Genomic DNA, 24,979 nt, shown 5'->3' with positions numbered 1-24,979 from the left:
ACATGCTGGACTTTCTCTGCATCGGCGAGCCTCTCGCCGAATTCACCAACGATCCCGCAACGCCCGATCTGTTCCATCGTCGCCTTGGGGGTGACACGCTCAACGCGGCGATCTATTTCGCGCGGCTGCGGCCCGATCTGCGGGTCGGCTATCTCTCGCGGCTGGGCGAAGACGGGATGAGCCGCTGGATGCGCGACACGATTGCGCAGGAGGGTGTCGAGATCGAGGCTATCGGGGCCGAGGCCAATGGCAGTCCGGGGCTGAGCTTCATCGCTACCGATGCCACGGGCGAACGCAGCTTCACCTATTGGCGCGATCAGGCGCCAGCGCGCCGGATGTTCGGCACCGACGGCACTGAGGTCGCGGCGCTCAGTCAGGCGCGCGTTCTTCTGTTCTCCGGTATCACCTTGGCGATCCTTCCCGAGGCGGCGCGCGCGCGGCTGCTGGCGGAGCTCGATGCTCTGCGCCAGCGGGGCGTCACGGTCGCCTATGACACGAATTACCGCCCGCGGCTCTGGCGCGACCGGGCCGAGGCGGCGGAGTGGACGGAGCGCGCCTTGGCGGTGACGAGCCTCGCGCTGCCCTCGCTCGACGATCTCGCGGCCCTTTGGGACGAGACCGATCCCGAGGCGGTCATGGCGCGCTGCGAGACACATGCGCCCGGCGCCATCGTATTGACGACGGGGGGCGGCACCGTGCTGGCGCGCGATGCTTCGGGTGCGGCGCTGCGGGTTGCGCTGCCCGAGCCGGTTGCGGCCGTCGACACCACCGCTGCGGGCGACAGTTTCGACGCCGCGCTTCTCTCGGCCCTGCAACGCGGCAAGCTTTTGGAGGCGGCAATTCTCGATGGCGCACGGCTTGCGAGCTGCGTCGTCCGTTATCCCGGCGCGGTCATCCCGCGCGACGCTATGAAAGAAGAGGTTGCACATCATGCAGCGTGACCAGATCGCAAGCGCAGCAGAAGCTCTGGCCGCCGCGAATGACGGCGAGACGCTCGACGCGCTGACCCCGCTCCCGGAAAGCCCGGCGGAGGCCTATGCGGTGCAGGCCGAGAGCCTGCGCCATCTCGGTCCGGTGGGCGGCTGGAAACACGCGCTGCTGGGGGGGCGCGACCTGTCCTGCGCACCGGTTCTGGACCGAGCGATCCACCCGTCGGGGACGACCCTCGCCGTCGCGCCTCATGCCCGGCTCGAGCTGGAGATCGCGGTGCGACTGCGCGCCGATATTTCGCCCAAGGCCAAGCCCGCCGAGATTCTGGATGCGATCGGCAGCGTTCATGTCGCTTTCGAGGTGCTGCAATCGCGCTTCATCGCGCTCGAAAACCAGCCGCCGCTGGCACAGATGGCGGACCGGTTCTCGAACCAGGCGATCGTTTTGGGCGACGAGGTCCCGGATTGGCAGAGCCGCGATCTGACGCGCCTGCCGCTTGCGATCGGCTCGCCTTCCGATCCGCCCACGATGGCCGCGGGCATGTCGCTCTCCGAGATTGTGTGCTTCCTCAGCTTCCTCGCCGAGCGGGCCGCCGTCATCGGGCCGGGGTTGCGGGCGGATCATTGCATCGTCACCGGCGCGCGCATCGGCCCGCAACCTTTGCCCGCGGGCGCGGAGGTGCGTGGCGGGCTCGAGGGCTGTCAGGTTTCGATGACCACGCGGGCGCTCTGAAAGCTCATGCACGCTGCGGCTGGTCGACGGCAAAAAAAACCAGCCGCCGGGGATCGAGTGCCGCCTCAACGGCTGAAGAAAAAGCGCGGGCCTGTCGCTCAGGCCCGCGCCAACTTTAGCCCGCGATCAGCGCCTTGGCGCGCGCAACGATCGCATCTTTGGTGATGCCGAACTCGGCATAGAGCTGCTCTGCCGGAGCCGAGGCGCCGAAGCCCGGCATGCCGATCACATCCGCCTCGCGCGCGACGTAGCGGGTCCAGCCGAAGGCCGATGCGGCCTCGACAGCGATCCGGGGCGCGGTGCCGAGAACCTCGGCCCGGTACTCCTCGGACTGCGCGTCGAACAACTCCCAGCACGGCATCGAGACCACGGCGACGCTGTGGCCCTCGGCGTGCAGCGCCTCGGCGGCTTCGACTGCCAGCGATACCTCGGTCCCTGTCGCGAGAAGCGTCACATCGCGGCCCTCCCCGAAGGAGCGGATCACATAGGCGCCGCGCGCGGTCAGGTTCTCATCCCCCGCGCCGCGCAGCTGCGGCACCCCTTGTCGCGACAGCGCCAGCAAAGACGGCGTGCCCGTCGACCGGATCGCGATATCCCACGCCTCCAGCGTCTCCACCGCATCCGCGGGGCGGAACACGTTGAGGTTCGGGATCGCGCGAAGCGAGGCCAGATGTTCGATCGGCTGGTGCGTGGGGCCGTCCTCGCCCAGTCCGATGGAATCGTGGGTCATCACATAGGTGACGCCAAGCCCCATCAAGGCCGAGAGGCGAATGGCGTTGCGCGCGTAATCCGAGAACACGAGGAACGTGCCGCCATAGGGTTTGAAGCCGCCATGCAGGGCGAGACCGTTCATCGCCGCCGCCATGCCGAATTCGCGCACACCGTAGCCGATGTAGCGGCCCGGTTTGGCGGCGGTGTACGACGAGTCGACGGCGGCGACGCGCGTCAGGTTGGAGCCGGTGAGATCGGCGCTGCCGCCGATCATCGCGGGCACCGCCTTGGCGAGATGCTCCAGCGCGATCTGCGAGGCTTTGCGGGTTGCGACCGATTGCGGTTTCTCGAACAGCTCGGCACGGGCAGCCTCGACGGCGGCGGCGTAGCCTTCGGGCAGCTTGCCCTCGACGCGGGCGGTGAATTCGGCGGCCTTGCCCGAGGCGGCGAGGGCGTCTTCCCATTCCGCGCGGGCCTGCGTGCCGCGGGCCCCGATGGCGGCCCAGGCCGCGGCGAGGTTCTCAGGGATGTCAAACGGCGCTGCGTCCCAACCGAGCGCCTGCTTGGCCAGCGCGCCTTCCTCGTCCCCGAGCGGTGCACCATGCGCCTTCGCGGTGCCCGCCCGGTTCGGCGAGCCGAAGCCGATCACCGTCTTCATCGCGATCAAGCTGGGGCGCGCGGTCTCGGCCTTCGCCGCTTCCATCGCCTCGTCGAGCGCCTTGGCGTCATGGCCGTCACAGCGGATCACATGCCAGCCACAGGCCGCAAGCCGCGCTGGGACATCTTCCGAGAAGGACACCGAGGTCGGCCCGTCGATGGTGATATCATTGTCGTCGTATAGCAGGTTGAGCTTGCCCAGCCCGAGATGGCCCGCAAGCGAGATCGCCTCTTGTCCGATCCCTTCCTGCAGGCAGCCGTCGCCCAGCATCACCCATGTGCGGTGATCGACGAGGCCGGGGAACTCGGCGGCCAGCGCGCGCTCGGCCAGCGCCATACCGACGGCCGTCGCCAATCCCTGACCCAGCGGGCCGGTCGTCGTCTCGACGCCCTTCGCATGGCCCCATTCCGGATGGCCGGCCGTGATCGACCCCCACTGCCGGAAATTGCGAATCTGGTCGCGCGTCATGTCTTCGTAGCCGGTCAGATGCAGCAACCCGTAGAGCAGCATCGAGGCGTGCCCGTTGGACAGCACGAAACGGTCGCGATCGGGCCAGTCGGGGGCCGAGGCGTCGAATTTCAGATGGTTGCGAAACAGCACGGTGGCCGCGTCGGCCATGCCCATCGGCGCACCGGGATGGCCGGAATTGGCGGCATTCACCGCGTCGATGGTCAACGCCCGCAGGCAATTGGCGAGGGCGAAGTTTTCAGGGTCGATAGCGGCTTTGGCCGCGACTTGAGCGTGATCGAGCATGGGGTCCTCCTATGGCGCGAACGCTAGCAGCGGTCACAGGTTCTAACAATTAAAAATCACAAAGTAACAAAAATAATGTTGAAACTAACGTGGCGCATGTTATTTAACCTCAACACGACGGAGGAGCGTTCGACATGCCCGAGGTTTGGATCGGCACCAGCTGGAAGATGAACAAAACCCTGTCCGAGGCGATGGCCTGGGCGGATGGCCTCGCGGCTGCGACCTTGTCGCCGCGTATCCAGAGCTTTGTCATTCCGCCCTTCACCGCGACGCGGCAGGTCAAGGCCGCGCTGGCGGAGACGCCCGCGCTGGTCGGCGCGCAGAATATGCATTGGGCCGATGCCGGCGCCTGGACGGGCGAAGTGTCCGCGCCGATGCTGGTCGATTGCGGTCTCGACATCGTCGAGCTCGGCCATTCCGAACGCCGCGGCCATTTCGGCGAAACCGACGAGACGGTCGGCCTCAAGACCGAGGCTGCGGTGCGCCATGGCCTGATCCCGCTCATCTGTATCGGCGAGACGCTCGAGGATCGCGAAGAGGGGCGGGCCGCAGAAGTGCTGGCCACTCAGGTGCGCGGCGCGCTGTCGAAACTGTCGGACGACCAGAAACAGGCCGAGATTTGGCTCGCCTACGAGCCGGTCTGGGCCATCGGCGAAAACGGTATCCCCGCCACGGCCGATTATGCCGATGCCCGCCAAGCCGAGATCATCTCTGTGGCGCAAGAGGTGACGGGCCGCCGCGTGCCCTGCCTCTACGGCGGCTCGGTCAATCCCGACAACTGCGCAGAGCTGATCGCCTGCCCGCATATCGACGGGCTGTTCATCGGTCGTTCCGCTTGGAACGTGGCCGGATATCTCGACATTCTCGCGCGCTGCAACGCCGCGCTGGACGCACAAGTCAAAACGGAGGAACTGTCATGAAAATCGCAGTGGCCGGCGACAGCGCCGGCGAACCGCTCGCCAAGATCCTGGCCGAATATCTTAGCCAGAACCCGGATTACGAGGTGACCGAAGCCTCGCGCACCGAGGCCGGGCCGGATGACTTCTACGCCAATCTCGCGGATCGTGTTGCGTCGGCGTTGAAAGCCGGAACCTATGACCGGGCGATCCTGTGCTGCGGCACCGGGATCGGGGTCTGCCTCTCGGCCAACAAGGTGCCGGGCATCCGCGCCGCGCAAACCCACGACACCTATTCGGCGGGCAAAGCGGCGACCTCGAACAACGCGCATATCATCACGATGGGCGCGCGGGTCGTGGGCGCGGAGCTCGCGAAAGACATCGCCGATGCCTTCCTGTCCTCGTCCTTCGACCCCGAGGGGAAATCGGCGGGCAACGTTCAGGCCATTGACGCGGTCGACGCCAAGTATCACACGACGGCCTGAGCGAACTCCCGAGGGTCGGGCGGTTCGCCGCCCGGTCCCAACTCACTGACGGAATTCCCACATGCTGACCTTGCCGAACGACCGTCCCTCGCAGGCGGCGTACCTGCGTGACTGCCTGCCTGCGGGCGGGCTTGGAGAGATTATCGCCGCGCTGGCGGATGCCTTGCCCCCGATCGAGCAACGGCTCGCGGCGGGTCGGTTGCCCGGCGATCCGGCCGCGTCCTGCGGTCAGAACGAGAGCGGCGATGTGCAGAAGGCGCTCGATGTCGGCGCGCATGACCACATCCTTGCGGCGCTCGTGGGGCTGGGCGTGCGGCACATGCTGTCGGAAGAGGCCGAAGAGGTCGAGCTGCTCGACCCGGAGGGCCAATTCGATCTCGCGATTGATCCGATCGACGGGTCGGGCTCCATCGGTATCGGCGCGCCGCTCGGGATGCTGTTTGCGATCTATCCGACCGGCCCCGCCGATTTCCGGCGTCCGGGCTCGGAGGCGATCGCAGCTGGCTACGCCTCCTTCGGGCATTCGCTGGATTTCGGGTTCACAGCCGGGCAGGGGGTGCAGATCGCGACCTATGACGGCAGCGATTTCCGCATGACGGCGCAGGATGTCCGGCTGTCGGCTAAGGCATCGACCATCGCTTACAACGCCTCGAACGAGCGTCACTGGAGCCCGGGTCTGCAACGCTGGGTCGCCGAGTTGCGCGCCGGTGCGGATGGTCCGCGCGGGCGCGATTTCAACATGCGCTGGCTGGCGGCGGCGGTCGGTGAACTGCACCGTATCCTGCTGAAAGGTGGCGCGTTCCTCTATCCGGCGGACCGGCGCGAAGGCTATCGCGAAGGGCGGCTGCGGCTGGCCTATGAGGCGGTGCCGATCGCCTGCCTGATCGAAGCGGCGGGCGGGCGCGCCACCGATGGCACCAAGCGTATCCTCGATCTCGTGCCGGAGGCGCCGCACCAGAACGTGCCGCTCGTGTTCGGCGCATCGGAAGAGGTCGACATCATCAAGACATATCTTTCGGAGGAGACCTGACCTATGGCCCGCATCACCTTGCGCCAGTTGCTCGATCACGCGGCGGAGAACGGCTATGCCGTGCCCGCGTTCAATATCTCGAACATGGAGATGGGTCTCGCGATCATGACCGCCGCGCGCGAGGCCGATGCGCCGGTGATCCTTGCCGCCTCGCGGGGCGCGCGGGCCTATGCGGGGGACCGCCTGCTGGCGCGGCTGATCGATGGGCTGGTCGAGACCTTCCCCGAAGTGCCGGTCTGCATGCATCTCGATCACGGTAGCGATCTGGCTACCTGCGCCACCGCGATCCAGCATGGCTTCACCTCGGTGATGATGGACGGCTCGCTGCTGGCCGATGGCAAGACACCCGCCGATTACGCCTATAACCGCGATATCACCGCGCGCGTGGTCGAGATGGCGCATGCCTGCGGTGTCTCGGTCGAAGGCGAACTGGGGGTGCTCGGCTCGCTCGAGACCGGCATGGGCGATCAGGAAGACGGCCACGGTGCGACCGAGAAGCTCTCGGAAGAGCAGTTGCTGACCGACCCCGAAGAAGCCGAACGCTTCGTGCGCGAAACCGGCGTCGATGCGTTGGCTGTGGCGATGGGCACCAGCCACGGCGCCTACAAGTTCACCCGCCAGCCCGATGGCGACATTCTCGCGATGAATGTCATCGAAGAGATCAACCGTCGCCTGCCCAATACACATCTGGTCATGCATGGCTCGTCCTCCGTCCCCGAGGATCTGCGGCAGATGATCAACAGCTATGGCGGCGATATGCGCCCGACCTGGGGCGTGCCGGTCGAGGAAATCCAGCGCGGCATCCGCTCGGGCGTGCGCAAGGTGAATATCGACACCGACAACCGTATGGCGATGACCGCTGGCGTGCGCAAAGTCCTGTCCGAGACGCCCGGTGAATTCGATCCGCGGAAATATCTCACCGAGGGCAAAGCGCTGATGCAGGATCTCTGCAAGGCCCGGTTCGAAGCGTTTGGCACCGCCGGTCACGCCTCACGGATCACGCCCCTGCCGCTCGAAGCGATGGCGGCGCGCTAAGCGCGCCATCCTCTGCAGAACACAGAAAAAGGGCGCCCGCGCGGGCGCCCTTTCTTCGTTGCGAGGTGGCGTTCGGCGCGACGCTCCGAAATCCCCACGCGTCAGTTAAAACGAAAAAGGGGGCCGTGCGGCCCCCTTTCCAGTGTCCCGTTGCGCCGGATCAGGAGGATTGATCCAGGGTGAACGGGCCGGTGTAGGAACCGACATTGCTCGAGTCGATCAGCATGCAGTCGAAGAGTTGCTTTTCTTCCGAGACTTCCAGCTCGCCGGTCTGGATGAAGTGATCGGCCTGACGCACGGCTTGCTCGGCGAAGATCGCGACCGGCTGCAGCACGGTGTAGGTCATCTCGCCTGCCTTGACCGCGTCGACCGCGTCGGGCGAGCCGTCGAACCCGCCGACGACCATGCCGTCGAGCTTGCCTGCCTCCTTGAGCGCGGCGATCGCACCGAGCGCCATTTCGTCGTTGCCCGAGATCACGCCGGTGATGTCCGGGTTTGCCTGCAGCATCGACTGCATCTTGGAATAGCCCTGCGTGCGGTCCCAGTTGGCCACTTCCTGCGCCTTCTTGTCGAGGTCGGGATACTGGCTCAGCACCGTCTCGAAACCGTTCGAGCGGGTCTGCGCGTTGTTATCCGACGGGGCGCCGAACAGCTCGACATAGGAGCCTTTCTCGCCCATCGCCTCGACCCATTTCATCGCGCCGAGCGCCGCACCTTGCGCGTTGTTCGACACCAGCTGTGCCTTGGCGAGACCCGACTGGTTGATCTCGGCGTTGACGATGAAGACCGGGATACCGGCTTCGACCGCTTTCTTCACGGCGCCGACCGAACCGTCTGCGTTCGCCGGGTCGAGGATGATCGCCTTGGCCTTGTTGGTGATCGCGGTGTCGACGAGGTTGCTCTCGGTGTTGGTGTCACCCTTGTGGGCGGAGACGTTCGCGTCATAGCCAAGCTCTTCGGCGGTCGCCTTGGCGACCTCGCCCTCGGTGTACCAGTAGGGGTTCGAGGGATCGTTGACGATGATCGAAATCAGACCGTCAGCCATCGCGGCCTGTGCCATCAACGGCATCATTGCGACGGTCGCGAGAATGGTGCGCCTGGTGAATTTCATGTTGGGTTTCCTCCCGTTGGGTTGTTGTAGATGCCGGATAGGTCCGGCGGGTATTCGGGCGCGGGACCTCCCTGTCCCGCGTCCTCGAAGTCTCAGCGCCGCGCGCGGCCGTATTGCAGGCTGTTGAGCAGCACGGCGAGCACGATCACGGCGCCCGTAAAGACGGTCTGCCAGTAGGCAGAGACGCCGATGATGACGAGCCCGTCGCTCAGGAAGCCGATGACGAAGGCGCCCAGCATCGTGCCGCGCACGTTGCCGCGCCCGCCGGTCAGGGCGGCCCCGCCGATCACGACGGCCGCGATGGCGGTCAGTTCGTAGGTGGTGCCTGCGGTGGGGCCTGCCGAGGTCAGCTGCGACGACAGCACGAGGCCCGCGATGGCGGCACAGATGCCCGACAGCACGTAGACCGAGATTTTCACGCTGCGGGTCGGTACGCCGGAGAGTTCCGCTGCGCGCTCGTTGCCGCCCGAGGCGTAGAGCCAGCGGCCGAACGCGGTGCGTGCCAGCACGAGGCCGACCGTCAGCGCGACCAGCGCCAGCACGATCACCCCGATCGGCACCCCCGCGATGCGGTTGAAGCCGAGCCAGTCGAAGCCGGTATTGCCAAGTGCTTCGGCGCCGCCAAGGTTGTTGTAGGTCAGGCCGTTGGTCATCAGCAGCGCGACACCGCGCGCCACATAGAGCATCCCCAGCGTGGCCACGAAGGCGGGCACATTGAAGAACGCGATCAGCACGCCATTGATCAGCCCCACGAAGGCGCCCAGACAAATCGTCAGCACGACCACGGCCCAGACTGGCGGGTAGAGCACGACACCGGCGGCCGGGATCTCGACCCCCTGCATCAGGTAGCCCGCGACGACCCCGGCGAGGCCCAGCGTCGAGCCGACCGACAGGTCGATGCCGCCGTTCAGGATCACCAGAAGCATGCCGATTGCCAGCAGCCCGAAGATCGCGACATGCGACGACATGATCAGGAAGTTGCCGATGCTGAAATAGACCGGCGACAGGATCGAGAAGACGGCGATGATCGCGACGAGGGCGAAGAATGCGCGGCCCTCCAGAAGGATCTTGCCGATGTTCAGGCCCATGCCGCCCGATCCGGGCTTGGAATTCGTAACGTCCGCCATGTTGGCCTCCCTTAGTGGTGCACGGCTTCGCCAGAGGCGGCCATGATCTGTTCTTTGGTTGCGGTGTGATCGAACTCGGCCGCGATCCGGCCTCTGTTCATCACGATGATCCGGTGGGCGATGCTCAGGCATTCGCCGACTTCCGAGGTCGAATAGAGTACGGCCAGCCCGCGCTCCTGCGCGGTGCGCGCGAGCAGCTTGAAGACCTCGGCCTTCGCGCCGATGTCGATGCCGCGCGACGGCTCGTCGAGCAGAATCACCTCGGGCCGGGTGGCGAGCATCTTGCCGATGACCACCTTTTGCTGGTTGCCGCCGGAGAGCGAGCCGATCATCGCGCCGCCGCCATCGGTTTTCACGGTCACTTCGCGGATCGAGTCGTCGATCACCTTGCGCTCGTCCTTGCGGCTGGTGAACAGGCCGCGCGTGAAGGCGCCGATCGAGGACAGCGACAGGTTCTGACCGACGGTCATGGTCTGCACCAGCCCGTCGCGTTGACGGTCCTCGGGGACGAGCACCAGCCCGGCCTCAATGCGTTCGGCGATCGACATATGCGAGATGTCGCGCCCGTGCAGTTTCACCGCCCCGCTTTTCGCGCGCAGGCGTCCGGCGGCGCATTCCATCATTTCGGTGCGCCCGGCGCCCATCAGACCGTAGATGCAGACGATCTCGCCTGCGCGCACGCTCAGGCTCATGTGATCGACCACCAGCCCGTGACCCGACGGGTCGGGAACGCAGAGGTCTTCGACGATCAGCGAGGGTTCACCCATCTTGCTGTCGGGAGGCGTGCCGAGGTCGAACCCTTCGCCGACCATGTTGCGCACGATCCATTCGAGGTCGATTTCGTTGCGTGGCGCGTAGGCGGTCATTTCGCCATCGCGCAGAACCACCGCGTGATCGGTTACTTCCAGTGCCTCTTCGAGGTGGTGCGAGATATAGACGATGCTGACGCCCTTCGCAGTGAGGTCGTTGATCACCTTGAACAGCACTTCGACTTCCGAGGCCGACAGCGCCGAGGTCGGCTCGTCCATGATCAGGATGCGGCTTTTCGCCTGCAGGGCGCGGGCGATCTCGACGATCTGCTGCTGCCCGAGACGCAGCTCTTCCACCGGGGTGAGCGGGTCGATCTCTTCTTCCAGCTCTTCCATCAGCGCGCGCGTGACCCGCTCTTCCTCGGCGAAATCGACGCCGCGGCGGGTGCGGATTTCGCGCCCCATGAAGATGTTGTCGCGCACGTTCAGGTTCGGCGCGAGCGCGAGTTCCTGGTGGATGATCGAGATGCCCTGCGCCAGCGCGTCATTCGCGCCGTTGAAGGTCACCGGTTCGCCGTCGAGCAGAATCTGCCCCGAGGTCGGCGTCACGATCCCCGCGAGGATCTTCATCAGCGTCGATTTGCCCGCACCGTTCTCGCCGAACAGCGTCGTCACCTGACCGCGATGGATGTCGAAATTCACGCCTTTGAGCGCCTTCACCGCACCGTAATGCTTGGCGACGTGGCGAGCCGACATGACGACCTCGCCGGTCCCTCGCGGGGCGTCGGGACGAATGCTTTGCTGCACGGTCATTGGACTTTCACCTCGACCGGGGTGATCAGCCACATTTTCGGATTGATCAGCTTGAAGGCGCCGGTGACGGTCACCGTCTTGCCGGTCAGGTTGGCGGTATCGATCCCGTCGAGCACCTCGGCCTTCATCGCGCGGTTAATGCCCGCGCCGGCGTCCTGGTATTCGATCTGGTTCTTGAAGGCGCCGAAAGAGATGTCGCCGGGGGCGTCGCGCAGGTCGGTGCCGTTGATCGCGGGGCCGGTCTGGACGCGGATGCGCACGTTGTCGAGCCCATCGACATTGATATCGTAGATGCCCGATTTGCCTTCGCCGACCGTTCCGGTCACGCGTACGGGCAGCACAGGCATCGCGCCGCCGGTGCCGTATTTCTTGGCGGCTGCGGATTTGTCCTCGGCCAGTGCGGCGGCGAGCGTCTTGGCGTCGACGGCGCGCTTGGCCACATCGTCGCGGATGCGGGGGAATTCCTTGGAGCCGTAGGCATCGGGGGAGAACCCGTCGACGCGGGTGTCCTGCTCGGAGCCGATGGTGACGACGGTGGTGTCGAGCCCGATCGCGACGAGGGTGCACAGCGCCACGGCGCCGACAATGACGCCCCGCCGGCCGATACGCGGTTTCATGGAAATATCGGTGGCATTCATGGCCTGTCGCTCCTCCCCTCGGGCCCCGGCGGGGCCTGTTGATCCTGTGTCGGGAGATGTTGACCCGGGCGCCAAACGACACCGGCTCGCTCGATCCCGGCGCGCTTGAGACCAGCACCTGTCGCGCGCCGCGCGGGCGGCGTCGTCAGGGTGCGTGTCGCGGCTGAGATCTCGCGCGGCCTATCCAAAGTGCAGACCGCCATCCTCCCGTTTCGCAAGACGAATCGTGCCGATGCCCGTTCCGCCTGCCACTCGCCGAATCCACTGAATTTGCCAGCCTTTTCCTCCGTTTGGCGGGCAGTGGCGTTCGGTTCGTGCTGATCACCATACCTGAAAAAAATTACAAAGAAAGAAAAAAAATACACTCGACATGTGGTCGGGCTTGGGTATGCTTGATGCGTCTCGAGGGCAGATTTGTCCCCGAGAAGACCGCATTGGCTGGAGGGGCCGCGGTCGCAAATCAAGGGAGGAGGTCGCATGGCACAAGCGCCTTGCGTGGCTCGCCATCTGCGTCCCGAAACGGTGCAGCATGGCTGATCGCGACATCATTATCGGCATCGATGCGGGGACCTCCGTCATCAAGGCTGTGGCCTTTGATCTGTCGGGTCGGCAGATCGCGGCGGCGGCTGTGCCGAACCGCTACGACAGTGGCCCGAACGGGGCCGCGACACAGAACATGGACCGGACATGGGCCGATTGCGCCAGCGCGCTGCGCAGCCTTGGCGAGCGTGTCGACGGGCTGGCCCGCCGCACCGCTGCGCTGGCCGTGACCGCGCAGGGCGACGGTACGTGGCTCGTGGGGCAGGGCGATCGCCCGGTCGGTGATGCCTGGCTCTGGCTCGATGCGCGGGCGGCGGAGACCACCCGCAGGCTGGCCGGGCATGGCCGGGATGCGGCCCGCTTTCGCGCCACGGGCACCGCGCTCAACACCTGCCAGCAAGGCGCGCAGATGGCGCATATGGATCGCCATTGCCCCGAGCTTCTGGACCGGGCCGAGGTGGCGCTGCATTGCAAGGACTGGCTCTATCTGAACCTCACGGGCGTCCGCGCGACCGATCCCTCCGAGGCGAGCTTCACCTTTGGTGATTTCCGCACCCGCAGCTATTCCGACCTCGTGATCGAGGCGCTGGAATTGCGCGGCCGCAGCCATCTTTTGCCGCCGATCCTCGACGGCAGCCGCGAGACCCATCCGCTGAGCGACGCGGCGGCTGAGGCGACGGGGCTGCTGGCCGGCACGCCCGTCAGCCTTGGCTACGTGGATATGGTGATGACCGCGCTCGGTGCGGGCGTGCATACCGGCACGCCGGGGGCGGCTTGTTCCACTATCGGCTCGACCGGGGTGCATATGCGCGCGGTGCGCGACGAGGACGTCACGCTGAACGGGCGCTCGGGCTATGTGATCTGCCTTCCGGCAGAGGGCATGGTCACGCAGGTCCAGACGAACATGGCCGCCACGCTGAACATCGACTGGGCGCTGCGCGTCGCTGCCGACCTGATGAGCGAGACCGGTCATCCGCATGACTACGCCGATCTGGTGGCGCGGATCGATGGCTGGTTGGCCCGATCCGAACCGGGCGCGCTGCTCTATCAACCCTATGTCTCCGAGGCGGGCGAGCGCGGGCCGATGGTCAACGCCAATGCCCGCGCCGGATTCATCGGCCTCTCTGCAGGCCACCGTTTCCCAGACATGATCCGCGCCGTCGTCGAAAGCCTCGGCATGGCCGCCCGCGACTGCTACGGCGCGATGGGAGAGCTGCCGCGGGAGTTGCGACTGACCGGCGGCGCTGCGCGCTCCGGCGCGTTGCGCGGAATTCTTGCCGCATCCGTCGGTGCGCCCGTGCGGGTGTCGGCGCGCGAGGAGGCGGGCGCCGCTGGCTGCGCCATGATGGCCGCCGTCGCGATCGGTGCCTATCCGGACATGGAAAGCTGCGTCGCCGAATGGGTCACGCCGCTTCTGGGCGAGGCCGAAGCGCCGGACCCGGCGCTTCAGACCACCTACGCAGACCTTTACCCCGCCTATGCCGAAGCCCGCGAGGCGCTCGAACCGGTCTGGGACCGGCTCGCAGATCATCGCGACCGGCGGACCACCCCCGAAATCGATGCGCCGCGCACTGCGCAAGGAGGATCGTGACATGAGCACGCAGGAACTGGATCTTTTCGTCATCGGAGGCGGCATCAACGGCGCGGGCTTCGCGCGCGACGCGGCGGGCCGTGGCCTCAAGGTGGCGCTGTGCGAGAAGGATGACCTTGCCGAGGGCACGTCGTCGCGCTCGGGCAAGCTGGTGCATGGTGGGCTGCGCTATCTCGAATATTACGAGTTCCGGCTCGTGCGCGAGGCGCTGATCGAACGCGAGGTTCTGATGAATGCCGCGCCGCATATCATCTGGCCGCTGCGCTTCGTGCTGCCCCATTCGCCGCAGGATCGCCCGGCATGGCTCGTGCGGCTGGGGCTGTTCCTCTACGACCATCTCGGCGGGCGCAAGAAGCTGCCGGGGACGCGCACGCTCGACCTGCTTCGCGATCCGGAGGGCGCGCCGCTCCTCGACAAGTATACGCGCGGTTTTGAGTACTCCGATTGCTGGGTCGACGATGCCCGTCTGGTGACGCTCAACGCGCTCGATGCGGCGCAGCGCGGGGCCATCGTGATGACCCGCTCGCCCGCGATCAGCGCGCGGCGCGAGGACGGTAAATGGCGGGTGGTGACGCAGAACATCCTGACCGGAGAAAAGCGCGAATTCCTCGCCAAGTGTCTGGTGAATGCCGCCGGTCCTTGGGTGACCGACGTGCTGACCCGGGTCGCAGGGGCCAATTCGACGCGCAACGTCCGGCTGGTCAAAGGCAGCCATATCATCGTGCCGAAATTCTGGGAGGGGCCGCATAGCTACCTTGTACAGAATACCGACAAGCGGGTGATCTTTATCAACGCCTACGAGGGCGACAAGGCGCTGATCGGGACGACCGATATTGCCTACGAAGGCCGGGCCGAGGATGTCTCGATCGATGACGGCGAGATCACCTACCTGCTCGACTGCGTGAACCGCTACTTCAAGGAGAAGTTGCGGCGCGAGGATATCCTCGAGACCTTCTCGGGGGTGCGGCCGCTCTTCGACGACGGCAAGGGCAACCCTTCGGCGGTGACCCGCGACTATGTCTTCGATCTCGATGAGACGGGCGGCGCGCCGCTCCTGAACATCTTCGGCGGCAAGATCACCACTTTCCGCGAGCTGGCCGAACGGGGCATGCACGAGATTCGCCATGTCTTCCCGAAGATGGGCGGCGACTGGACCGAAGAGGCGGCGCTGCCGGGCGGTGACATGCCCGGGGCGGATTACGATGCGTTCCGCGAGACGCTGAAGGCTGAATATCCGTGGATGTCCCGGGACTTGCGCGAATATTACGGGCGCCGCTACGGGACGCTCACGCATCGGATCGTGGGCACGGCCAATGACCCCAAAGGTCTGGGCCGTCACTTCGGCGGGCATCTTTATGAGGCCGAGGTGACGTGGCTGGTCGAGAATGAATGGGCGGCCACGGCGGAGGATATCCTCTGGCGGCGCACCAAGCACCGGCTGACCATGTCCGAGGCCGAGATCGCCGCCTTCACCGAATGGTTCGACACGGCGCATGCGGTGGCTGCCTGATGGGACTGACGCTGTCTTTGAACACCAATCCGCTGGTGAACCGCTTCGCCGATCCGGATGACCTGATCGATTGCGTCGCCCGCGATCTGCGGATTCGCGACCTGCAACTGACGCACGAGTTCATCAACCCGTCCTGGCCCGCGCCGGTGATCCGACGTCTGACGCGGCAGATGAGCGTGGCGCTGTCGCGGACCGGGGTGCGGGTGACCTCTGGGATGACGGGGCCTTACGGGCGGCTCAACCATTTCGGCCATCCCGACCGCGACGTGCGGCGCTACTATGTCGACTGGTTCAAGACTTTCGCGGACATCACCGCGGATCTCGGCGGAACGTCTGTCGGCACACAATTCGCCATTCTGACCTATCGCGAGCAGGACGACCCGGCCAAGCGCGAAGAGATGATCCGGATCGCCATCGACTGCTGGGCCGAGGTGGCCGAGCACGGCAAGGCCGCCGGGCTGGACTATGTCTTCTGGGAGCCGATGAGCGTCGCGCGCGAATTCGGCGAGACCATCTCCGAATGCATGGCGCTGCAGGACCGGCTGACCGCAGCGAATATGGCGATTCCGATGTGGATGATGGCCGATATCGACCATGGCGACGTGACCTCCGAGAACCCGGACGATTTCGACCCTTATGCCTGGGCGCGGGCGGTGCCGAAGGTTTCTCCGATCATCCACATCAAGCAAAGCCTGATGGACAAGGGCGGGCATCGGCCCTTCACGGCGGAGTTCAACGCGCGCGGCCGCATCCAGCCCGAGCCACTGCTCAAGGCCTTTGCCGAGGGCGGCGCGGCGGATAACGAGATCTGCCTCGAGCTGTCCTTCAAGGAACGCGAGCCCAACGACCGCGAGGTGATCCCGCAGATCGCCGAGAGCGTGGCGTTCTGGGCGCCGCATATCGACACCGGTGCTTCCGACCTCAAGGTCTGAGGTCCGGGCAACGCGGCGGGGCTTCCCTAGGCCTTGCCTGCGCCTTATCAATAACGCCGCGCAACGATCTTGCGCGGCCCGAGCCGAAGGACAGCATGAACGACACCGATGAAACACTCGCCATCCGCGCAGCGTGGATGCACTACGTGGGCGGGCTCACGCAGGCCAAGGTCGCCAAGCGGCTCGGTTTGCCGTCGGTCAAGGCCCACCGGCTGATCGCCAAGGCGGTGGCCGACGGTAGGGTGAAAGTGTCGATCGAGGGCGATATCGTCGAATGCGTCGAGCTGGAGACGCGGCTGTTCGAGACCTACGATCTCAAGCTCTGCGAAGTCGCGCCGGATATCGGGGAAGAGGGCTTGCCGCTGCGCGCATTGGCACTGGCGGGCGCGGCCTATCTCAAGCGTCAGTTCGAAGCGGGCGAGCATTCGATCATCGGGTTGGGACATGGCCGTACCTTGGCCGAAGTGACCCGGCAACTGCCGCGTACCGATGCCAAGGGGCTGCATTTCGTCTCGCTGCTTGGCGGGCTGACCCGCAATTTCGCGGCGAACCCTCATGACGTGATGCATCGCATCGCGGAGAAAACCGGCGCGCGCGCCTATGTCATGCCGGTGCCGTTCTTCGCCAATACCGTCGAGGACCGCGAGGTGCTGCTGTCGCAGCGCGGCGTCGATGAGGTCTTCCGCATGGCGCAATCCGCGACGCTTAAGATTGTCGGTATCGGCACCGCGACAGCTGATGCTCAGCTGGTCTCCTCGGGGATGATCGAACCGGGTGAGATCGAGGCGATTGCAGCGGCGGGCGCGCAGGGCGAGATGCTGGGCGATTTCTTCGACGCCTCCGGGAATGTTGTAGAAACCACGCTTTCCGCCCGAACGCTCGCAGTGGGCTACGATCCCGAGCGCGAAGAGGATATCGTCTCGATCGCGGGCGGGCCGGACAAGGTCGAAGCGATCCGGGCAGTTCTGCGGTCTGGCAGGGTGGCCGGGCTGATCACCGACGAGCGGACCGCGCGCGCGCTATTGAGCTGACGGCACGCAAAGGACGACCCTGATGAAACGAGACGACCGGAGGCAGAGCATCCTCGACGCACTGGTACGCGACGGGGCGGTGCAGCTTGACGAGTTGGCTGAACGGTTCGGCGTCTCGAAAATGACGATCCACCGCGATCTCGACGATCTCGAAACGGAAGGGCTGCTGCGCAAAATCCGGGGCGGCGCCACGATCGAGCCCGGCTCGCAATTCGAGAGCGATTTCCGGTTCCGCCAGCTGCAGGGCCATGACCTCAAGGAGCGGATGGCCCGCGCCGCGCTCGAATGGGTGGAGCCGGGGATGACCGTGATGGTCAACGATGGCTCGACCGCGTCCGTGTTGGGCAGCTTGTTGCCGGAGAAGCGTCCGCTGACGGTGATCACCAACAACGACGCGGTGATGGAGGCCCTGAAAGCCGAGCCGGGGATGACGGTCATCGCGCTGGGCGGGCGCTATTCGGCGAAATACAACGCGTGGGTCGGTCGGGTCACGGAAGGCGCGCTGGCCACGCTGCGCGCCGATCTGGCCTTCATCTCGACGCCGGCGGCGGGCGATGGGCGCGTCTATCACATGGACGACGACATCACGCGTGCGAAACGGGGCATGATGGACGCCGCCGCGCATTCGGTGCTGCTGATCAACCATCTGCGTTTCGACCGGACGGCGCTGCACGTTCTGGCTGACTTCTCGGAATTCGCGGCGGTCATCACCGATGCCGAACCGTCGGAAGCAGCCCGGGCGCAGATCGAAGCCACGGGGGCCGCGCTCAAAGTCGCGAAAAGCGGGTAGGGCACCGCTGTTTCCGCCCTTTGTCACGATGGCGGGCTGGTTGCGCCATCGGGAAAGCGCAGTGAATTGAAGCAGCGCTTCACAGGGTTTGCATCTGCCATTAAAGATCATGGAAAGACTTGCCGCGATGCCGGGCAGCATCCGTGACGGCTTCCGCCACACGATTTGCGCGCGATCGTATCCGGCACGGTCGTATTTCCAAGGCGCAGGACATGCTCAAAGACATCAATCTCAACGCGATGAATCACTTCGAGGCCGTCGCTCGGCTCGGCGGCATATCGAAGGCGGCCGAGGAGCTGGGCGTGTCGCCTTCCGCCGTCAGCCAACAGATCCGGCAGTTCGAGCAGCAAATGGGTGTGCGCCTGTTCAAACGGGAGAAGCGGCGACTGTCACTGACACTGGATGGCGAACGACTGTTCCAGACGACGACGCAGGCGTTCCGGATGATGCGCGACGTGCGCTCCGCGATCCAGCGCCAGCGCGAGACGCGCCATTTCATCCTGCGGGTGTCGCCCTCTTTCGCGGTGCGCTGGCTGTCTCCGCGGCTCAAGTCGTTTCTCGAGCTTGCGCCGAACTGGGACATGCGGATCGATGCCGCGCCCGATTTCTCCGACTTCGAGACGGAGGTCGTCGATCTGGACCTGCGCTATGGCGAAGGCGGCTGGACTGGCCTGCATGAAGAATCGGTGGTCCATGACCTCGTGCTGCCGATGTGCTCGCCCGGCTATCTGGAAGAGTTGCGCGCGCTGTCCGACGATCCGATCGGGCAGTTGCGACAGGCGCGGCTGATCGACTCGGTGAAGACCCATTACCGGTGGGATTTCTGGCTGGCGCGGCACGGCATCATGGGAGAGCGGATGATCTACCCGATGCGGTTCGACCGCTCGTCGATGGCAATTCAGTTGGCGACTGACGGGGCTGGGGTCGTTCTGGAAAGCACGACGCTTGCGCTGAACGAGCTGGAGCGTGGCGCCCTTGTCCCGCTGTCGACCGCGTTCGAGGCGATCCGTTTCCCTGCCTACTGGCTCGTCTCTCCGGCGCGCCATACCAGCCGTCGGATCGTGCGGATCTTCTCGGACTGGATGCGGGAGGAGGGCGCCGCTCATGATGCGCGCGCCTCGGCGCTGATCACTGGCTTGGGCTGCCGCATCCGCGAGCAGCGTGGGCGACAGCTTCCGGGGGAAGAATACCTGCCCGAATGAAATACGCGCGCCCTGTCGCCAAGGCGCGCGCAATGGATGCGGATGCTGGATCCGGGTCAGTAGATCGTCAGCGCCGGTACGTAGGAGATCAGCGCCAGCACGAGGATCGCCACGAGGTAGAAGGGCGCCAGCGAACGCACCACCTCCATCACGCCAACCCGTGCGATCGCGGCTGAGATGAACAACGTGGTTCCCACCGGTGGCGTATAAAGACCGATCGACAGGTTCACGACCATCATCAGGCCAAGCTGCACCGGATCGAGACCGATCGTATGCCCAATCGTCACGAAGAGCGGCCCAAGCAGCAGCACCGCTGCGGGCAGATCGAGGAACGCGCCCACGATCAACATCACCACGTTCAGCGCGAGGATCACCAGCCAGCGCTCCTGAATGGTCGCAGCCACCCATGCGGCGAGCTCTTGCGGTACGCGCTCGGCGGTCAGGAGCCACTGGATCGTGGAGGACGCCATGATGATGAACATGACCGCGCCGGTCATCATCGCCGTGTCGACCACCGCCTCCCACAGGGATTTGGGATTGAGGTCACGATAGATGACACCGCTGACCAGAAGGGCATAGGCGACCGCCATGACGCTGACCTCGGTGGGGGTCGCCACGCCGAAGCGGAGGGTGCCGATCACGAAGACGGGCATCAGCAGGGCCGGGATCGCGCTGAAGATCTGGCTGCGGAAGGCGGCGAAGCCTCCTTCCAGCGGCGAGCGCGGCAGATTGCGGCGGCGCGCCACGATCGCGACGGCAATGAACATGCCGACACCCAGCATCACCCCGGGCAGGATGCCCGCGACGAAGAGGTTGATGATCGAGGTTCCCGAGACCAGCCCGTACAGAATGAGCGGGATAGACGGCGGGATCAGGACCGAGACGGTCGACGAGGCAGAGTTGATCGCCCCCGAGAAACCGCCCGGATAGCCTTCGGCTTTCTGCACCGGGATCAGCGCGTTACCCATCGCCGTCGCATCGGCCACAGCCGAGCCCGAGACACCGCCGAACATCACCGATCCAAGGATCGAGACCTGTCCCAGGCCGCCCTTGAAGTTCCCCACGACCAGACGCGCGATATTCACCAGATAAGTGCCGAACCGCCCCGCCATCATCAGGTTGCCCGCGAGGATGAAGAACGGCACCGCGAGCATCGGAAAGCTTTGGGTGGGCGTGTAGAGACGCTGCACGATCACCGCCAGCGGCTTGTGGTCGAGCCACAGCGCAGCGGCGACGCCGCCCAGCATCGCATGTGCCACCGGCACGGCAAGCGCGAGCAGCACGAAGAAGACGAAGATCATGACACCGGCCATTGCGGGTCTCCTCAGCTCAAGCTTGCATGGGCGGGATCGTCATCCATCACGGACTTGCCCCCCAGCAGCAACACGATGTCGAGCGCGGCGATGATGGCCATCGCTCCGAATGAATAGACCATGCTGGAATAGCCCCAGATCGCCTTGACCCCGAGGGTCGACAGCGTCTGGAAGGTCGAGGCGCGCAGGATCGGCTGGCTTGACCAGAGGACCGAGATCGAGATCACGATGATCGCGGCTTCGACAAACAGCATGAAGGCGCGCCGAACCCGGGCTCCGGCCAACTCCGGCAACAAAGTGATCGCGATGTTGCGCGAGCGCGCGGTGGCGATGACGATGCCGCCCGCGACCAGCCACGGCAGCAGGATAGCGTGAATTTCATAGGCCCACGGGATGCCCTTGCCGGCCCCGTAGCGCAGGATCACGTTTGTCAAAAGCGCCACGAACAGCACCGAAAGCGTGCCCGCAGCGATCAGCTTTCCCGACCATTCCAGCAGGTCGATCACGCCTTGCGCGAGGCGCAGGAAGGGGCGCATACGCCCCCTCCCTTCGCCTGATCCCGCGGCGTCGCTGCGGTCAGAGTCGATCATTCCAGCCCCGCAGCCTTTTTGAGTTCGGCGACCGTATCGGGGTAGTCCTTGGCGTATTTGTCATAGACCGATTTGGTTGCCTCGATATAGGCCGCGCGGTCCGCCTCAGCGAACTTGGCGCCGTCTGCCTCCATCTTCGGCATCAACTCCTTGTCTGCCTTGAGCGACATGTCACGCTCCATCGCGCCCGCTTCCGAGGTCGCCTTGAGCGCGCAATCCTGCGTCGCCTTATCAAGGCCTTCCCACCACGACAGGCTGGCCACGACCGGGGTGCTTTCATACTTGTGCCCGGTCATCGTGATGTAGGGCGTGATCTCCTGCAGCTTGGCCGAGTTGATGTTGGTCAGCGGGTTTTCCTGACCGTCGAACACGCCCGATTGCAGCGCCGAGGGCAGTTCGGACCACGCCAGCGGCGCAGGCGATGCGCCGAGCGCGTCGAAGATGTCGATCGTCATCTGATCCGGCGGGGTGCGGATCTTGAGGCCCTTGAGGTCGGCAGGCTCTTTGACGAACTTGTTGACCGTGGTGATGTTGCGAATGCCGTTATCCCAGAAGCCGAGGATCTTGAGCCCGGCTTTCTGTGCGTCGGCGTCAAGCGAGTCGCCCACCGGCCCGTCGAGCACTTTCCACGCGGTCGGCAGATCCTTGAACAGGAAGGGCAGGCCCAGCAGGCCGATCTGCGGCACGATCTGCGCCATCGGACCTTGGCTGTTGGCAGTGACCTGGATCACCCCCGCCGCGGTCGAGGTCAGCATCTCAGAGTCGTCGCCCATCGTGGCCGAGGCCGCGACGTTCACCGTATCCTTGCCGTCGGTGCACTGGGTAAAGATTTCAGCCCATTTTTCCGCCGCGATGTAGCGCGGATTTCCAGGGTTCGCGCCATGCGCGAAGATCACTTCGTCAGCCTGCGCCGTCGAGGCCCCTGCAAGGGCCGTCGCGCCGAGAAGTGCGATGGTCAACATAGATTTCATTGGTCTCTCTCCCGATTGGTTCGGACGGTCTCCTCACCGTCCCGCCGGATTGGCTCCGGCTTCATCCGGCCCACCTCACTGCGGGCCGGAGATTAGTTGCCTTGCGGTCAGGCACAACCGCGAACAGGCGTTATTCGGTCGGCCTAGTGAATGAGCGAGCCGCCATTCACGTCGACTTCGGTGCCGGTGCAGTAGGCCGAAAGGTCAGAGGCAAGGAACAGCGCGCAGCCAGCAACATCCTCTGCCGTGCCCGCGCGTCCCATCGGAATTCCGGCGAGGACTTGCGTGCGCATCTCTTCGGTCAGCTTGCCAGCGGTGATGTCGGTGGCGATGAAGCCCGGGCAAAGCGCGTTCACGCGCACGCCGTCGGGGGCAAGCTCGCGCGCCGAGGCCTTGGTCAGCCCCAGCACGCCCGCCTTCGCGGCCGAATAGTGCGGGCCACCGAAGATGCCACCGCCGCGCTGCGCGGAAACCGAGGACAGGTTCACGATCGAACCGGCCTTGCGCTCGCGGAAATGCGGAGTCAGCGCCTGCGTCATGTAGAGCGTGCCACGCAGGCTCACATCGGTCACCGCGTCGTAATTCTCCGGCATGATGTCCATGAGCTTGAGCGGCTGGGTGATGCCCGCGTTGTTCACGAGGATATCCACCGCGCCCCATTTGGCGATCAGCTCGTCCGCGGCAGCCTGACAGGCTGCCTTGTCGACGACGTTGCAGGCAAGCCCGACATGTCCCTCGCCGGGCAGATCGGCGGCAGCGGCAGCGGCCTGATCTGCGTCGAGGTCGAGGATCGCCACGGTCGCGCCATGCTGCGCGAAAAGCGTCGCCGTCGCCTTGCCGAGACCGCGAGGGCTGGCCGCCCCGGTCACGATGGCAAATTTACCGTTCAGAAGTCCCATTGTGTTCCTTTCTTCGTGTCGTTGGCGCGGCGCTCAAAGCCAGCCGCGGATCTGTTGGGCGACCTTCGCGGTGCTCAGGCCATAGAGGTCGTGAAGCGTGGGCAACGCGCCCGCTTCGAGAAATTCATCGGGCAGCGCGATCTGGCGGAAAGACGGCGTCACCCCTGCGCGCAGGAGCGAGCGGGCAACCGCTTCGCCCAGCCCGCCGACTTCGGAGTGGTTCTCGGCGGTGACGAGAAGTCGGCCCTTGCCTGCCTCCGCGACGATCGTCTCGGTATCGAGTGGCTTGATCGTCGGACAGTGCAGAACCGCGACGTCGATCCCGTCCTTGGCCAGCAACTCCGCCGCGTCGAGCGCGCGCATGGTCATGATCCCCGAGGAGACCACCAAAACGTCGCGCCCCTCGCGGATCATCTGCGCGCGGCCCAGCTCGAACTGGTAGTCGGGACGATAGCGGGTGATCACCGACGGCACCTTGCCCCGCAGAAGCCGTGCGTAGACCGGTCCATCATGGGCGATCATCGCAGGCACCATCTGCGCCACGTCGGTCGCGTCACAGGGATCGAGAATGGTCAGGTTCGGCAGCCCGCGGAAGATCGCGAGATCCTCGGTCGCCTGATGGCTCGGGCCGTAACCCGTGGTCAGGCCCGGCAAGCCGCAGACGATCTTGACCGGCAGGTTCTCCTCCGCGATCGCCATGCAGATGAAGTCATAGGCCCGACGCGAGGCGAAGACCGAGTAGGTCGTCGCGAAAGGAATGAAGCCCTCATGCGCCATCCCTGCCGCTGCCGACATCAGAAGCTGCTCGGCCATGCCCATCTGGTAGAAACGGTCGGGATAGGCCTGCGCGAAGACATGCAGATCGGTATATTTCGCGAGATCCGCAGTCAGCCCCACGATACGAGGATCGTCCTTGGCGGCCTCGACCAAGGCGTGGCCGAAGGGGGCCGCGACGGTGTCATAGCCTTCCGCCGCCAGCGAAGCGATCATCGCGCTCGTCGCGACCTTCGTCTCGGGCACGCGGCGGGGTTCGTATTTGCGGGCGCGGGCTGCGGCGGTCATGCGGGCACCTCTGCGTCTAGAATATCCAGTGCGCGCGTCCACTCATCGGGCTCGACGCGGACGAAATGGGTGATCTCGCGCTCTTCGAGAAAGGGCACGCCCTTGCACATCTTGGTATTGCAGATGATCACGCGGGGCTTTTGCTCGGGGCAGGTGCGGGCAGCGTCAAAGGCCGCGACCAGCGCATCGAGGTCATTGCCGTCGACCTCTTGCGCGTGCCAGCCAAAGGCCTCCCATTTCGGTGCCTCGGCCCCGACGGCGAGCGCGTCACGGGTCGGGCCATCGGCCTGCTGATTATTGAAATCTACGATACAGATCAGGTTGCTCAGACGATGCTGGGTTGCCGACATCACGGCCTCCCAGGTCGAGCCTTCGCCCAGTTCGCCGTCGGACATCAGGTTGTAGACGAACTGATCGCCGCCCTTCGCCTTCAGCCCGAGCGCCATGCCGACCGCGATGCCCAGCCCATGGCCGAGGCTGCCGCCGGTGATCTCCATCCCCGGCGTGTAAGAGGCCATGCCCGACATCGGCATCCGCGAGTCGTCCATCCCGTAGGTGCCGATCTCGTCCTCGGGCAGGATGCCCGCCTCGATCAGCGCGGCATAAAGCGCGATCGCATAATGGCCGATCGACAGCAGGAAACGGTCGCGCCCTTCCCATTCGGGATCGTCGGCGCGCAGGTTCAATGCGTGGAAATAAGAGGTCGCGAGAACGTCAGCCACGCCAAGCGCCTGACCGACATAGCCCTGTCCCTGGACTTCGCCCATCTGGAGCGCTTTGCGACGGATGCCCCAGGCGCGGCGCGCCAACGAGACGTTCGACCGCAGATTTGCGGTAAGTTCTGGCATAGTTCCTCCCCTGCGGCGATCCTCCATCAGCC

The 24,979-nt window shown here is 65.3% G+C and carries 23 protein-coding genes; 12 read left to right on the top strand and 11 right to left on the bottom strand.

Annotation, left to right across the window (positions count from 1 at the left end; translation table 11 throughout):
* The first annotated feature begins 2 nt into the window (after nucleotides 1–2).
* Nucleotides 3–941: a sugar kinase gene (locus tag BMI91_RS10845; RefSeq protein ID WP_244176611.1), complete on the top strand. Its 939-nt coding sequence runs from the start codon at nucleotides 3–5 to the stop codon at nucleotides 939–941.
* The gene (locus BMI91_RS10840) at nucleotides 931–1,662 is read left to right on the top strand and encodes a hypothetical protein (RefSeq protein WP_078604924.1); all 732 of its coding nucleotides are present in this window, start codon (nucleotides 931–933) and stop codon (nucleotides 1,660–1,662) included. The genes BMI91_RS10845 and BMI91_RS10840 overlap by 11 nt, the downstream gene beginning before the upstream one ends.
* Nucleotides 1,663–1,777: 115 nt before the next feature.
* On the opposite strand, the gene tkt is transcribed toward BMI91_RS10840, so the two are convergent.
* Complete coding sequence (tkt, locus tag BMI91_RS10835) at nucleotides 1,778–3,784, bottom strand: transketolase (RefSeq protein WP_078604923.1); 2,007 nt, start codon at nucleotides 3,782–3,784, stop codon at nucleotides 1,778–1,780.
* Nucleotides 3,785–3,918: 134 nt separating this feature from the next.
* Here tkt and BMI91_RS10830 point away from each other — a divergent pair, with 134 nt between their 5' ends.
* The 4 genes from BMI91_RS10830 (at nucleotide 3,919) to fba (ending at nucleotide 7,230) form a co-directional block, all read left to right on the top strand.
* On the top strand, nucleotides 3,919–4,704 hold the full coding sequence (locus BMI91_RS10830) for a triose-phosphate isomerase (protein ID WP_078604922.1): 786 nt from the start codon (nucleotides 3,919–3,921) through the stop codon (nucleotides 4,702–4,704).
* The gene (gene derI / locus BMI91_RS10825) at nucleotides 4,701–5,165 is read left to right on the top strand and encodes a D-erythrulose-4-phosphate isomerase (RefSeq protein WP_078604921.1); all 465 of its coding nucleotides are present in this window, start codon (nucleotides 4,701–4,703) and stop codon (nucleotides 5,163–5,165) included. The genes BMI91_RS10830 and derI overlap by 4 nt, the downstream gene beginning before the upstream one ends.
* A gap of 61 nt (nucleotides 5,166–5,226) precedes the next feature.
* Entirely contained in the window at nucleotides 5,227–6,195 is a 969-nt protein-coding gene (locus BMI91_RS10820; RefSeq protein ID WP_078604920.1) for a class 1 fructose-bisphosphatase, read from the top strand.
* Between the two features lie 3 nt (nucleotides 6,196–6,198).
* Nucleotides 6,199–7,230: a class II fructose-bisphosphate aldolase gene (fba, locus tag BMI91_RS10815; RefSeq protein WP_078604919.1), complete on the top strand. Its 1,032-nt coding sequence runs from the start codon at nucleotides 6,199–6,201 to the stop codon at nucleotides 7,228–7,230.
* 160 nt (nucleotides 7,231–7,390) lie between these two features.
* On the opposite strand, the gene BMI91_RS10810 is transcribed toward fba, so the two are convergent.
* The 4 genes from BMI91_RS10810 to BMI91_RS10795 all read right to left on the bottom strand — a co-directional run bounded on the left by BMI91_RS10810 (nucleotide 7,391) and on the right by BMI91_RS10795 (nucleotide 11,668).
* Nucleotides 7,391–8,341, bottom strand: a complete 951-nt coding sequence (locus BMI91_RS10810; protein ID WP_078542362.1) for a D-ribose ABC transporter substrate-binding protein — start codon at nucleotides 8,339–8,341, stop codon at nucleotides 7,391–7,393.
* Nucleotides 8,342–8,433: 92 nt separating this feature from the next.
* Nucleotides 8,434–9,468, bottom strand: coding sequence for an ABC transporter permease (locus tag BMI91_RS10805; protein WP_078521234.1), 1,035 nt, complete (start codon nucleotides 9,466–9,468; stop codon nucleotides 8,434–8,436).
* Nucleotides 9,469–9,479: 11 nt separating this feature from the next.
* Nucleotides 9,480–11,030 carry a sugar ABC transporter ATP-binding protein gene (locus BMI91_RS10800; RefSeq protein WP_078604918.1) on the bottom strand — a complete coding sequence of 517 codons (1,551 nt, stop codon included), beginning with the start codon at nucleotides 11,028–11,030 and terminating at the stop codon, nucleotides 9,480–9,482.
* Nucleotides 11,027–11,668, bottom strand: a complete 642-nt coding sequence (locus BMI91_RS10795; protein WP_078604917.1) for a DUF2291 family protein — start codon at nucleotides 11,666–11,668, stop codon at nucleotides 11,027–11,029. The genes BMI91_RS10800 and BMI91_RS10795 overlap by 4 nt, the downstream gene beginning before the upstream one ends.
* 529 nt (nucleotides 11,669–12,197) lie before the next feature.
* Between BMI91_RS10795 and BMI91_RS10790 the strand changes: the two genes are divergently transcribed.
* The 6 genes from BMI91_RS10790 (at nucleotide 12,198) to BMI91_RS10765 (ending at nucleotide 19,264) form a co-directional block, all read left to right on the top strand.
* The gene (locus tag BMI91_RS10790) at nucleotides 12,198–13,799 is read left to right on the top strand and encodes an FGGY-family carbohydrate kinase (protein ID WP_078604916.1); all 1,602 of its coding nucleotides are present in this window, start codon (nucleotides 12,198–12,200) and stop codon (nucleotides 13,797–13,799) included.
* A 1-nt stretch (nucleotide 13,800) separates the two neighbouring features.
* On the top strand, nucleotides 13,801–15,309 hold the full coding sequence (locus BMI91_RS10785; RefSeq protein ID WP_078604915.1) for a glycerol-3-phosphate dehydrogenase: 1,509 nt from the start codon (nucleotides 13,801–13,803) through the stop codon (nucleotides 15,307–15,309).
* Nucleotides 15,309–16,241: a sugar phosphate isomerase/epimerase family protein gene (locus BMI91_RS10780; protein ID WP_078604914.1), complete on the top strand. Its 933-nt coding sequence runs from the start codon at nucleotides 15,309–15,311 to the stop codon at nucleotides 16,239–16,241. Before BMI91_RS10785 ends, BMI91_RS10780 begins: the two co-directional genes overlap by 1 nt.
* Nucleotides 16,242–16,336: 95 nt before the next feature.
* Nucleotides 16,337–17,272, top strand: a complete 936-nt coding sequence (locus BMI91_RS10775; protein ID WP_078604913.1) for a sugar-binding transcriptional regulator — start codon at nucleotides 16,337–16,339, stop codon at nucleotides 17,270–17,272.
* Nucleotides 17,273–17,294: 22 nt separating this feature from the next.
* Nucleotides 17,295–18,062 carry a DeoR/GlpR family DNA-binding transcription regulator gene (locus BMI91_RS10770; protein ID WP_078604912.1) on the top strand — a complete coding sequence of 256 codons (768 nt, stop codon included), beginning with the start codon at nucleotides 17,295–17,297 and terminating at the stop codon, nucleotides 18,060–18,062.
* 212 nt (nucleotides 18,063–18,274) lie between these two features.
* Nucleotides 18,275–19,264, top strand: a complete 990-nt coding sequence (locus tag BMI91_RS10765) for a LysR family transcriptional regulator (RefSeq protein ID WP_078549242.1) — start codon at nucleotides 18,275–18,277, stop codon at nucleotides 19,262–19,264.
* A 56-nt stretch (nucleotides 19,265–19,320) separates the two neighbouring features.
* Here BMI91_RS10765 and BMI91_RS10760 read toward each other — a convergent pair whose 3' ends face one another.
* The 6 genes from BMI91_RS10760 to BMI91_RS10735 all read right to left on the bottom strand — a co-directional run bounded on the left by BMI91_RS10760 (nucleotide 19,321) and on the right by BMI91_RS10735 (nucleotide 24,947).
* A complete protein-coding gene (locus BMI91_RS10760) occupies nucleotides 19,321–20,577 on the bottom strand; it encodes a TRAP transporter large permease (protein ID WP_075777519.1) in 1,257 nt (418 codons plus the stop codon).
* An 11-nt stretch (nucleotides 20,578–20,588) separates the two neighbouring features.
* Entirely contained in the window at nucleotides 20,589–21,113 is a 525-nt protein-coding gene (locus tag BMI91_RS10755; RefSeq protein WP_232621666.1) for a TRAP transporter small permease, read from the bottom strand.
* Between the two features lie 50 nt (nucleotides 21,114–21,163).
* On the bottom strand, nucleotides 21,164–22,138 hold the full coding sequence (locus BMI91_RS10750; RefSeq protein ID WP_078571293.1) for a TRAP transporter substrate-binding protein: 975 nt from the start codon (nucleotides 22,136–22,138) through the stop codon (nucleotides 21,164–21,166).
* A 143-nt stretch (nucleotides 22,139–22,281) separates the two neighbouring features.
* Complete coding sequence (locus BMI91_RS10745) at nucleotides 22,282–23,037, bottom strand: glucose 1-dehydrogenase (protein ID WP_078604911.1); 756 nt, start codon at nucleotides 23,035–23,037, stop codon at nucleotides 22,282–22,284.
* A gap of 33 nt (nucleotides 23,038–23,070) precedes the next feature.
* Nucleotides 23,071–24,099, bottom strand: coding sequence for a transketolase family protein (locus tag BMI91_RS10740; RefSeq protein ID WP_078604910.1), 1,029 nt, complete (start codon nucleotides 24,097–24,099; stop codon nucleotides 23,071–23,073).
* Nucleotides 24,096–24,947 carry a transketolase gene (locus tag BMI91_RS10735; protein ID WP_078521206.1) on the bottom strand — a complete coding sequence of 284 codons (852 nt, stop codon included), beginning with the start codon at nucleotides 24,945–24,947 and terminating at the stop codon, nucleotides 24,096–24,098. The genes BMI91_RS10740 and BMI91_RS10735 overlap by 4 nt, the downstream gene beginning before the upstream one ends.
* Nucleotides 24,948–24,979 lie beyond the last annotated feature (32 nt).

The organism is Thioclava sediminum (assembly GCF_002020355.1).
Classification (GTDB): Bacteria; Pseudomonadota; Alphaproteobacteria; order Rhodobacterales; family Rhodobacteraceae; genus Thioclava; species Thioclava sediminum.
The sequence above is the reverse complement of the archived record's forward strand: the minus strand, read 5'-3'. Positions and strand labels throughout refer to the sequence as shown.

What these genes read in the sequence shown, in the direction of transcription:
- BMI91_RS10845 (WP_244176611.1), top strand. Translation starts at nt 3, where the DNA reads ATGCTGGACTTTCTCTGCATCGGCGAGCCTCTCGCCGAATTCACCAAC.
- BMI91_RS10840 (WP_078604924.1), top strand. Translation starts at nt 931, where the DNA reads ATGCAGCGTGACCAGATCGCAAGCGCAGCAGAAGCTCTGGCCGCCGCG.
- tkt (WP_078604923.1), bottom strand. Translation starts at nt 3,784, where the DNA reads ATGCTCGATCACGCTCAAGTCGCGGCCAAAGCCGCTATCGACCCTGAA.
- BMI91_RS10830 (WP_078604922.1), top strand. Translation starts at nt 3,919, where the DNA reads ATGCCCGAGGTTTGGATCGGCACCAGCTGGAAGATGAACAAAACCCTG.
- derI (WP_078604921.1), top strand. Translation starts at nt 4,701, where the DNA reads ATGAAAATCGCAGTGGCCGGCGACAGCGCCGGCGAACCGCTCGCCAAG.
- BMI91_RS10820 (WP_078604920.1), top strand. Translation starts at nt 5,227, where the DNA reads ATGCTGACCTTGCCGAACGACCGTCCCTCGCAGGCGGCGTACCTGCGT.
- fba (WP_078604919.1), top strand. Translation starts at nt 6,199, where the DNA reads ATGGCCCGCATCACCTTGCGCCAGTTGCTCGATCACGCGGCGGAGAAC.
- BMI91_RS10810 (WP_078542362.1), bottom strand. Translation starts at nt 8,341, where the DNA reads ATGAAATTCACCAGGCGCACCATTCTCGCGACCGTCGCAATGATGCCG.
- BMI91_RS10805 (WP_078521234.1), bottom strand. Translation starts at nt 9,468, where the DNA reads ATGGCGGACGTTACGAATTCCAAGCCCGGATCGGGCGGCATGGGCCTG.
- BMI91_RS10800 (WP_078604918.1), bottom strand. Translation starts at nt 11,030, where the DNA reads ATGACCGTGCAGCAAAGCATTCGTCCCGACGCCCCGCGAGGGACCGGC.
- BMI91_RS10795 (WP_078604917.1), bottom strand. Translation starts at nt 11,668, where the DNA reads ATGAATGCCACCGATATTTCCATGAAACCGCGTATCGGCCGGCGGGGC.
- BMI91_RS10790 (WP_078604916.1), top strand. Translation starts at nt 12,198, where the DNA reads ATGGCTGATCGCGACATCATTATCGGCATCGATGCGGGGACCTCCGTC.
- BMI91_RS10785 (WP_078604915.1), top strand. Translation starts at nt 13,801, where the DNA reads ATGAGCACGCAGGAACTGGATCTTTTCGTCATCGGAGGCGGCATCAAC.
- BMI91_RS10780 (WP_078604914.1), top strand. Translation starts at nt 15,309, where the DNA reads ATGGGACTGACGCTGTCTTTGAACACCAATCCGCTGGTGAACCGCTTC.
- BMI91_RS10775 (WP_078604913.1), top strand. Translation starts at nt 16,337, where the DNA reads ATGAACGACACCGATGAAACACTCGCCATCCGCGCAGCGTGGATGCAC.
- BMI91_RS10770 (WP_078604912.1), top strand. Translation starts at nt 17,295, where the DNA reads ATGAAACGAGACGACCGGAGGCAGAGCATCCTCGACGCACTGGTACGC.
- BMI91_RS10765 (WP_078549242.1), top strand. Translation starts at nt 18,275, where the DNA reads ATGCTCAAAGACATCAATCTCAACGCGATGAATCACTTCGAGGCCGTC.
- BMI91_RS10760 (WP_075777519.1), bottom strand. Translation starts at nt 20,577, where the DNA reads ATGGCCGGTGTCATGATCTTCGTCTTCTTCGTGCTGCTCGCGCTTGCC.
- BMI91_RS10755 (WP_232621666.1), bottom strand. Translation starts at nt 21,113, where the DNA reads ATGCGCCCCTTCCTGCGCCTCGCGCAAGGCGTGATCGACCTGCTGGAA.
- BMI91_RS10750 (WP_078571293.1), bottom strand. Translation starts at nt 22,138, where the DNA reads ATGAAATCTATGTTGACCATCGCACTTCTCGGCGCGACGGCCCTTGCA.
- BMI91_RS10745 (WP_078604911.1), bottom strand. Translation starts at nt 23,037, where the DNA reads ATGGGACTTCTGAACGGTAAATTTGCCATCGTGACCGGGGCGGCCAGC.
- BMI91_RS10740 (WP_078604910.1), bottom strand. Translation starts at nt 24,099, where the DNA reads ATGACCGCCGCAGCCCGCGCCCGCAAATACGAACCCCGCCGCGTGCCC.
- BMI91_RS10735 (WP_078521206.1), bottom strand. Translation starts at nt 24,947, where the DNA reads ATGCCAGAACTTACCGCAAATCTGCGGTCGAACGTCTCGTTGGCGCGC.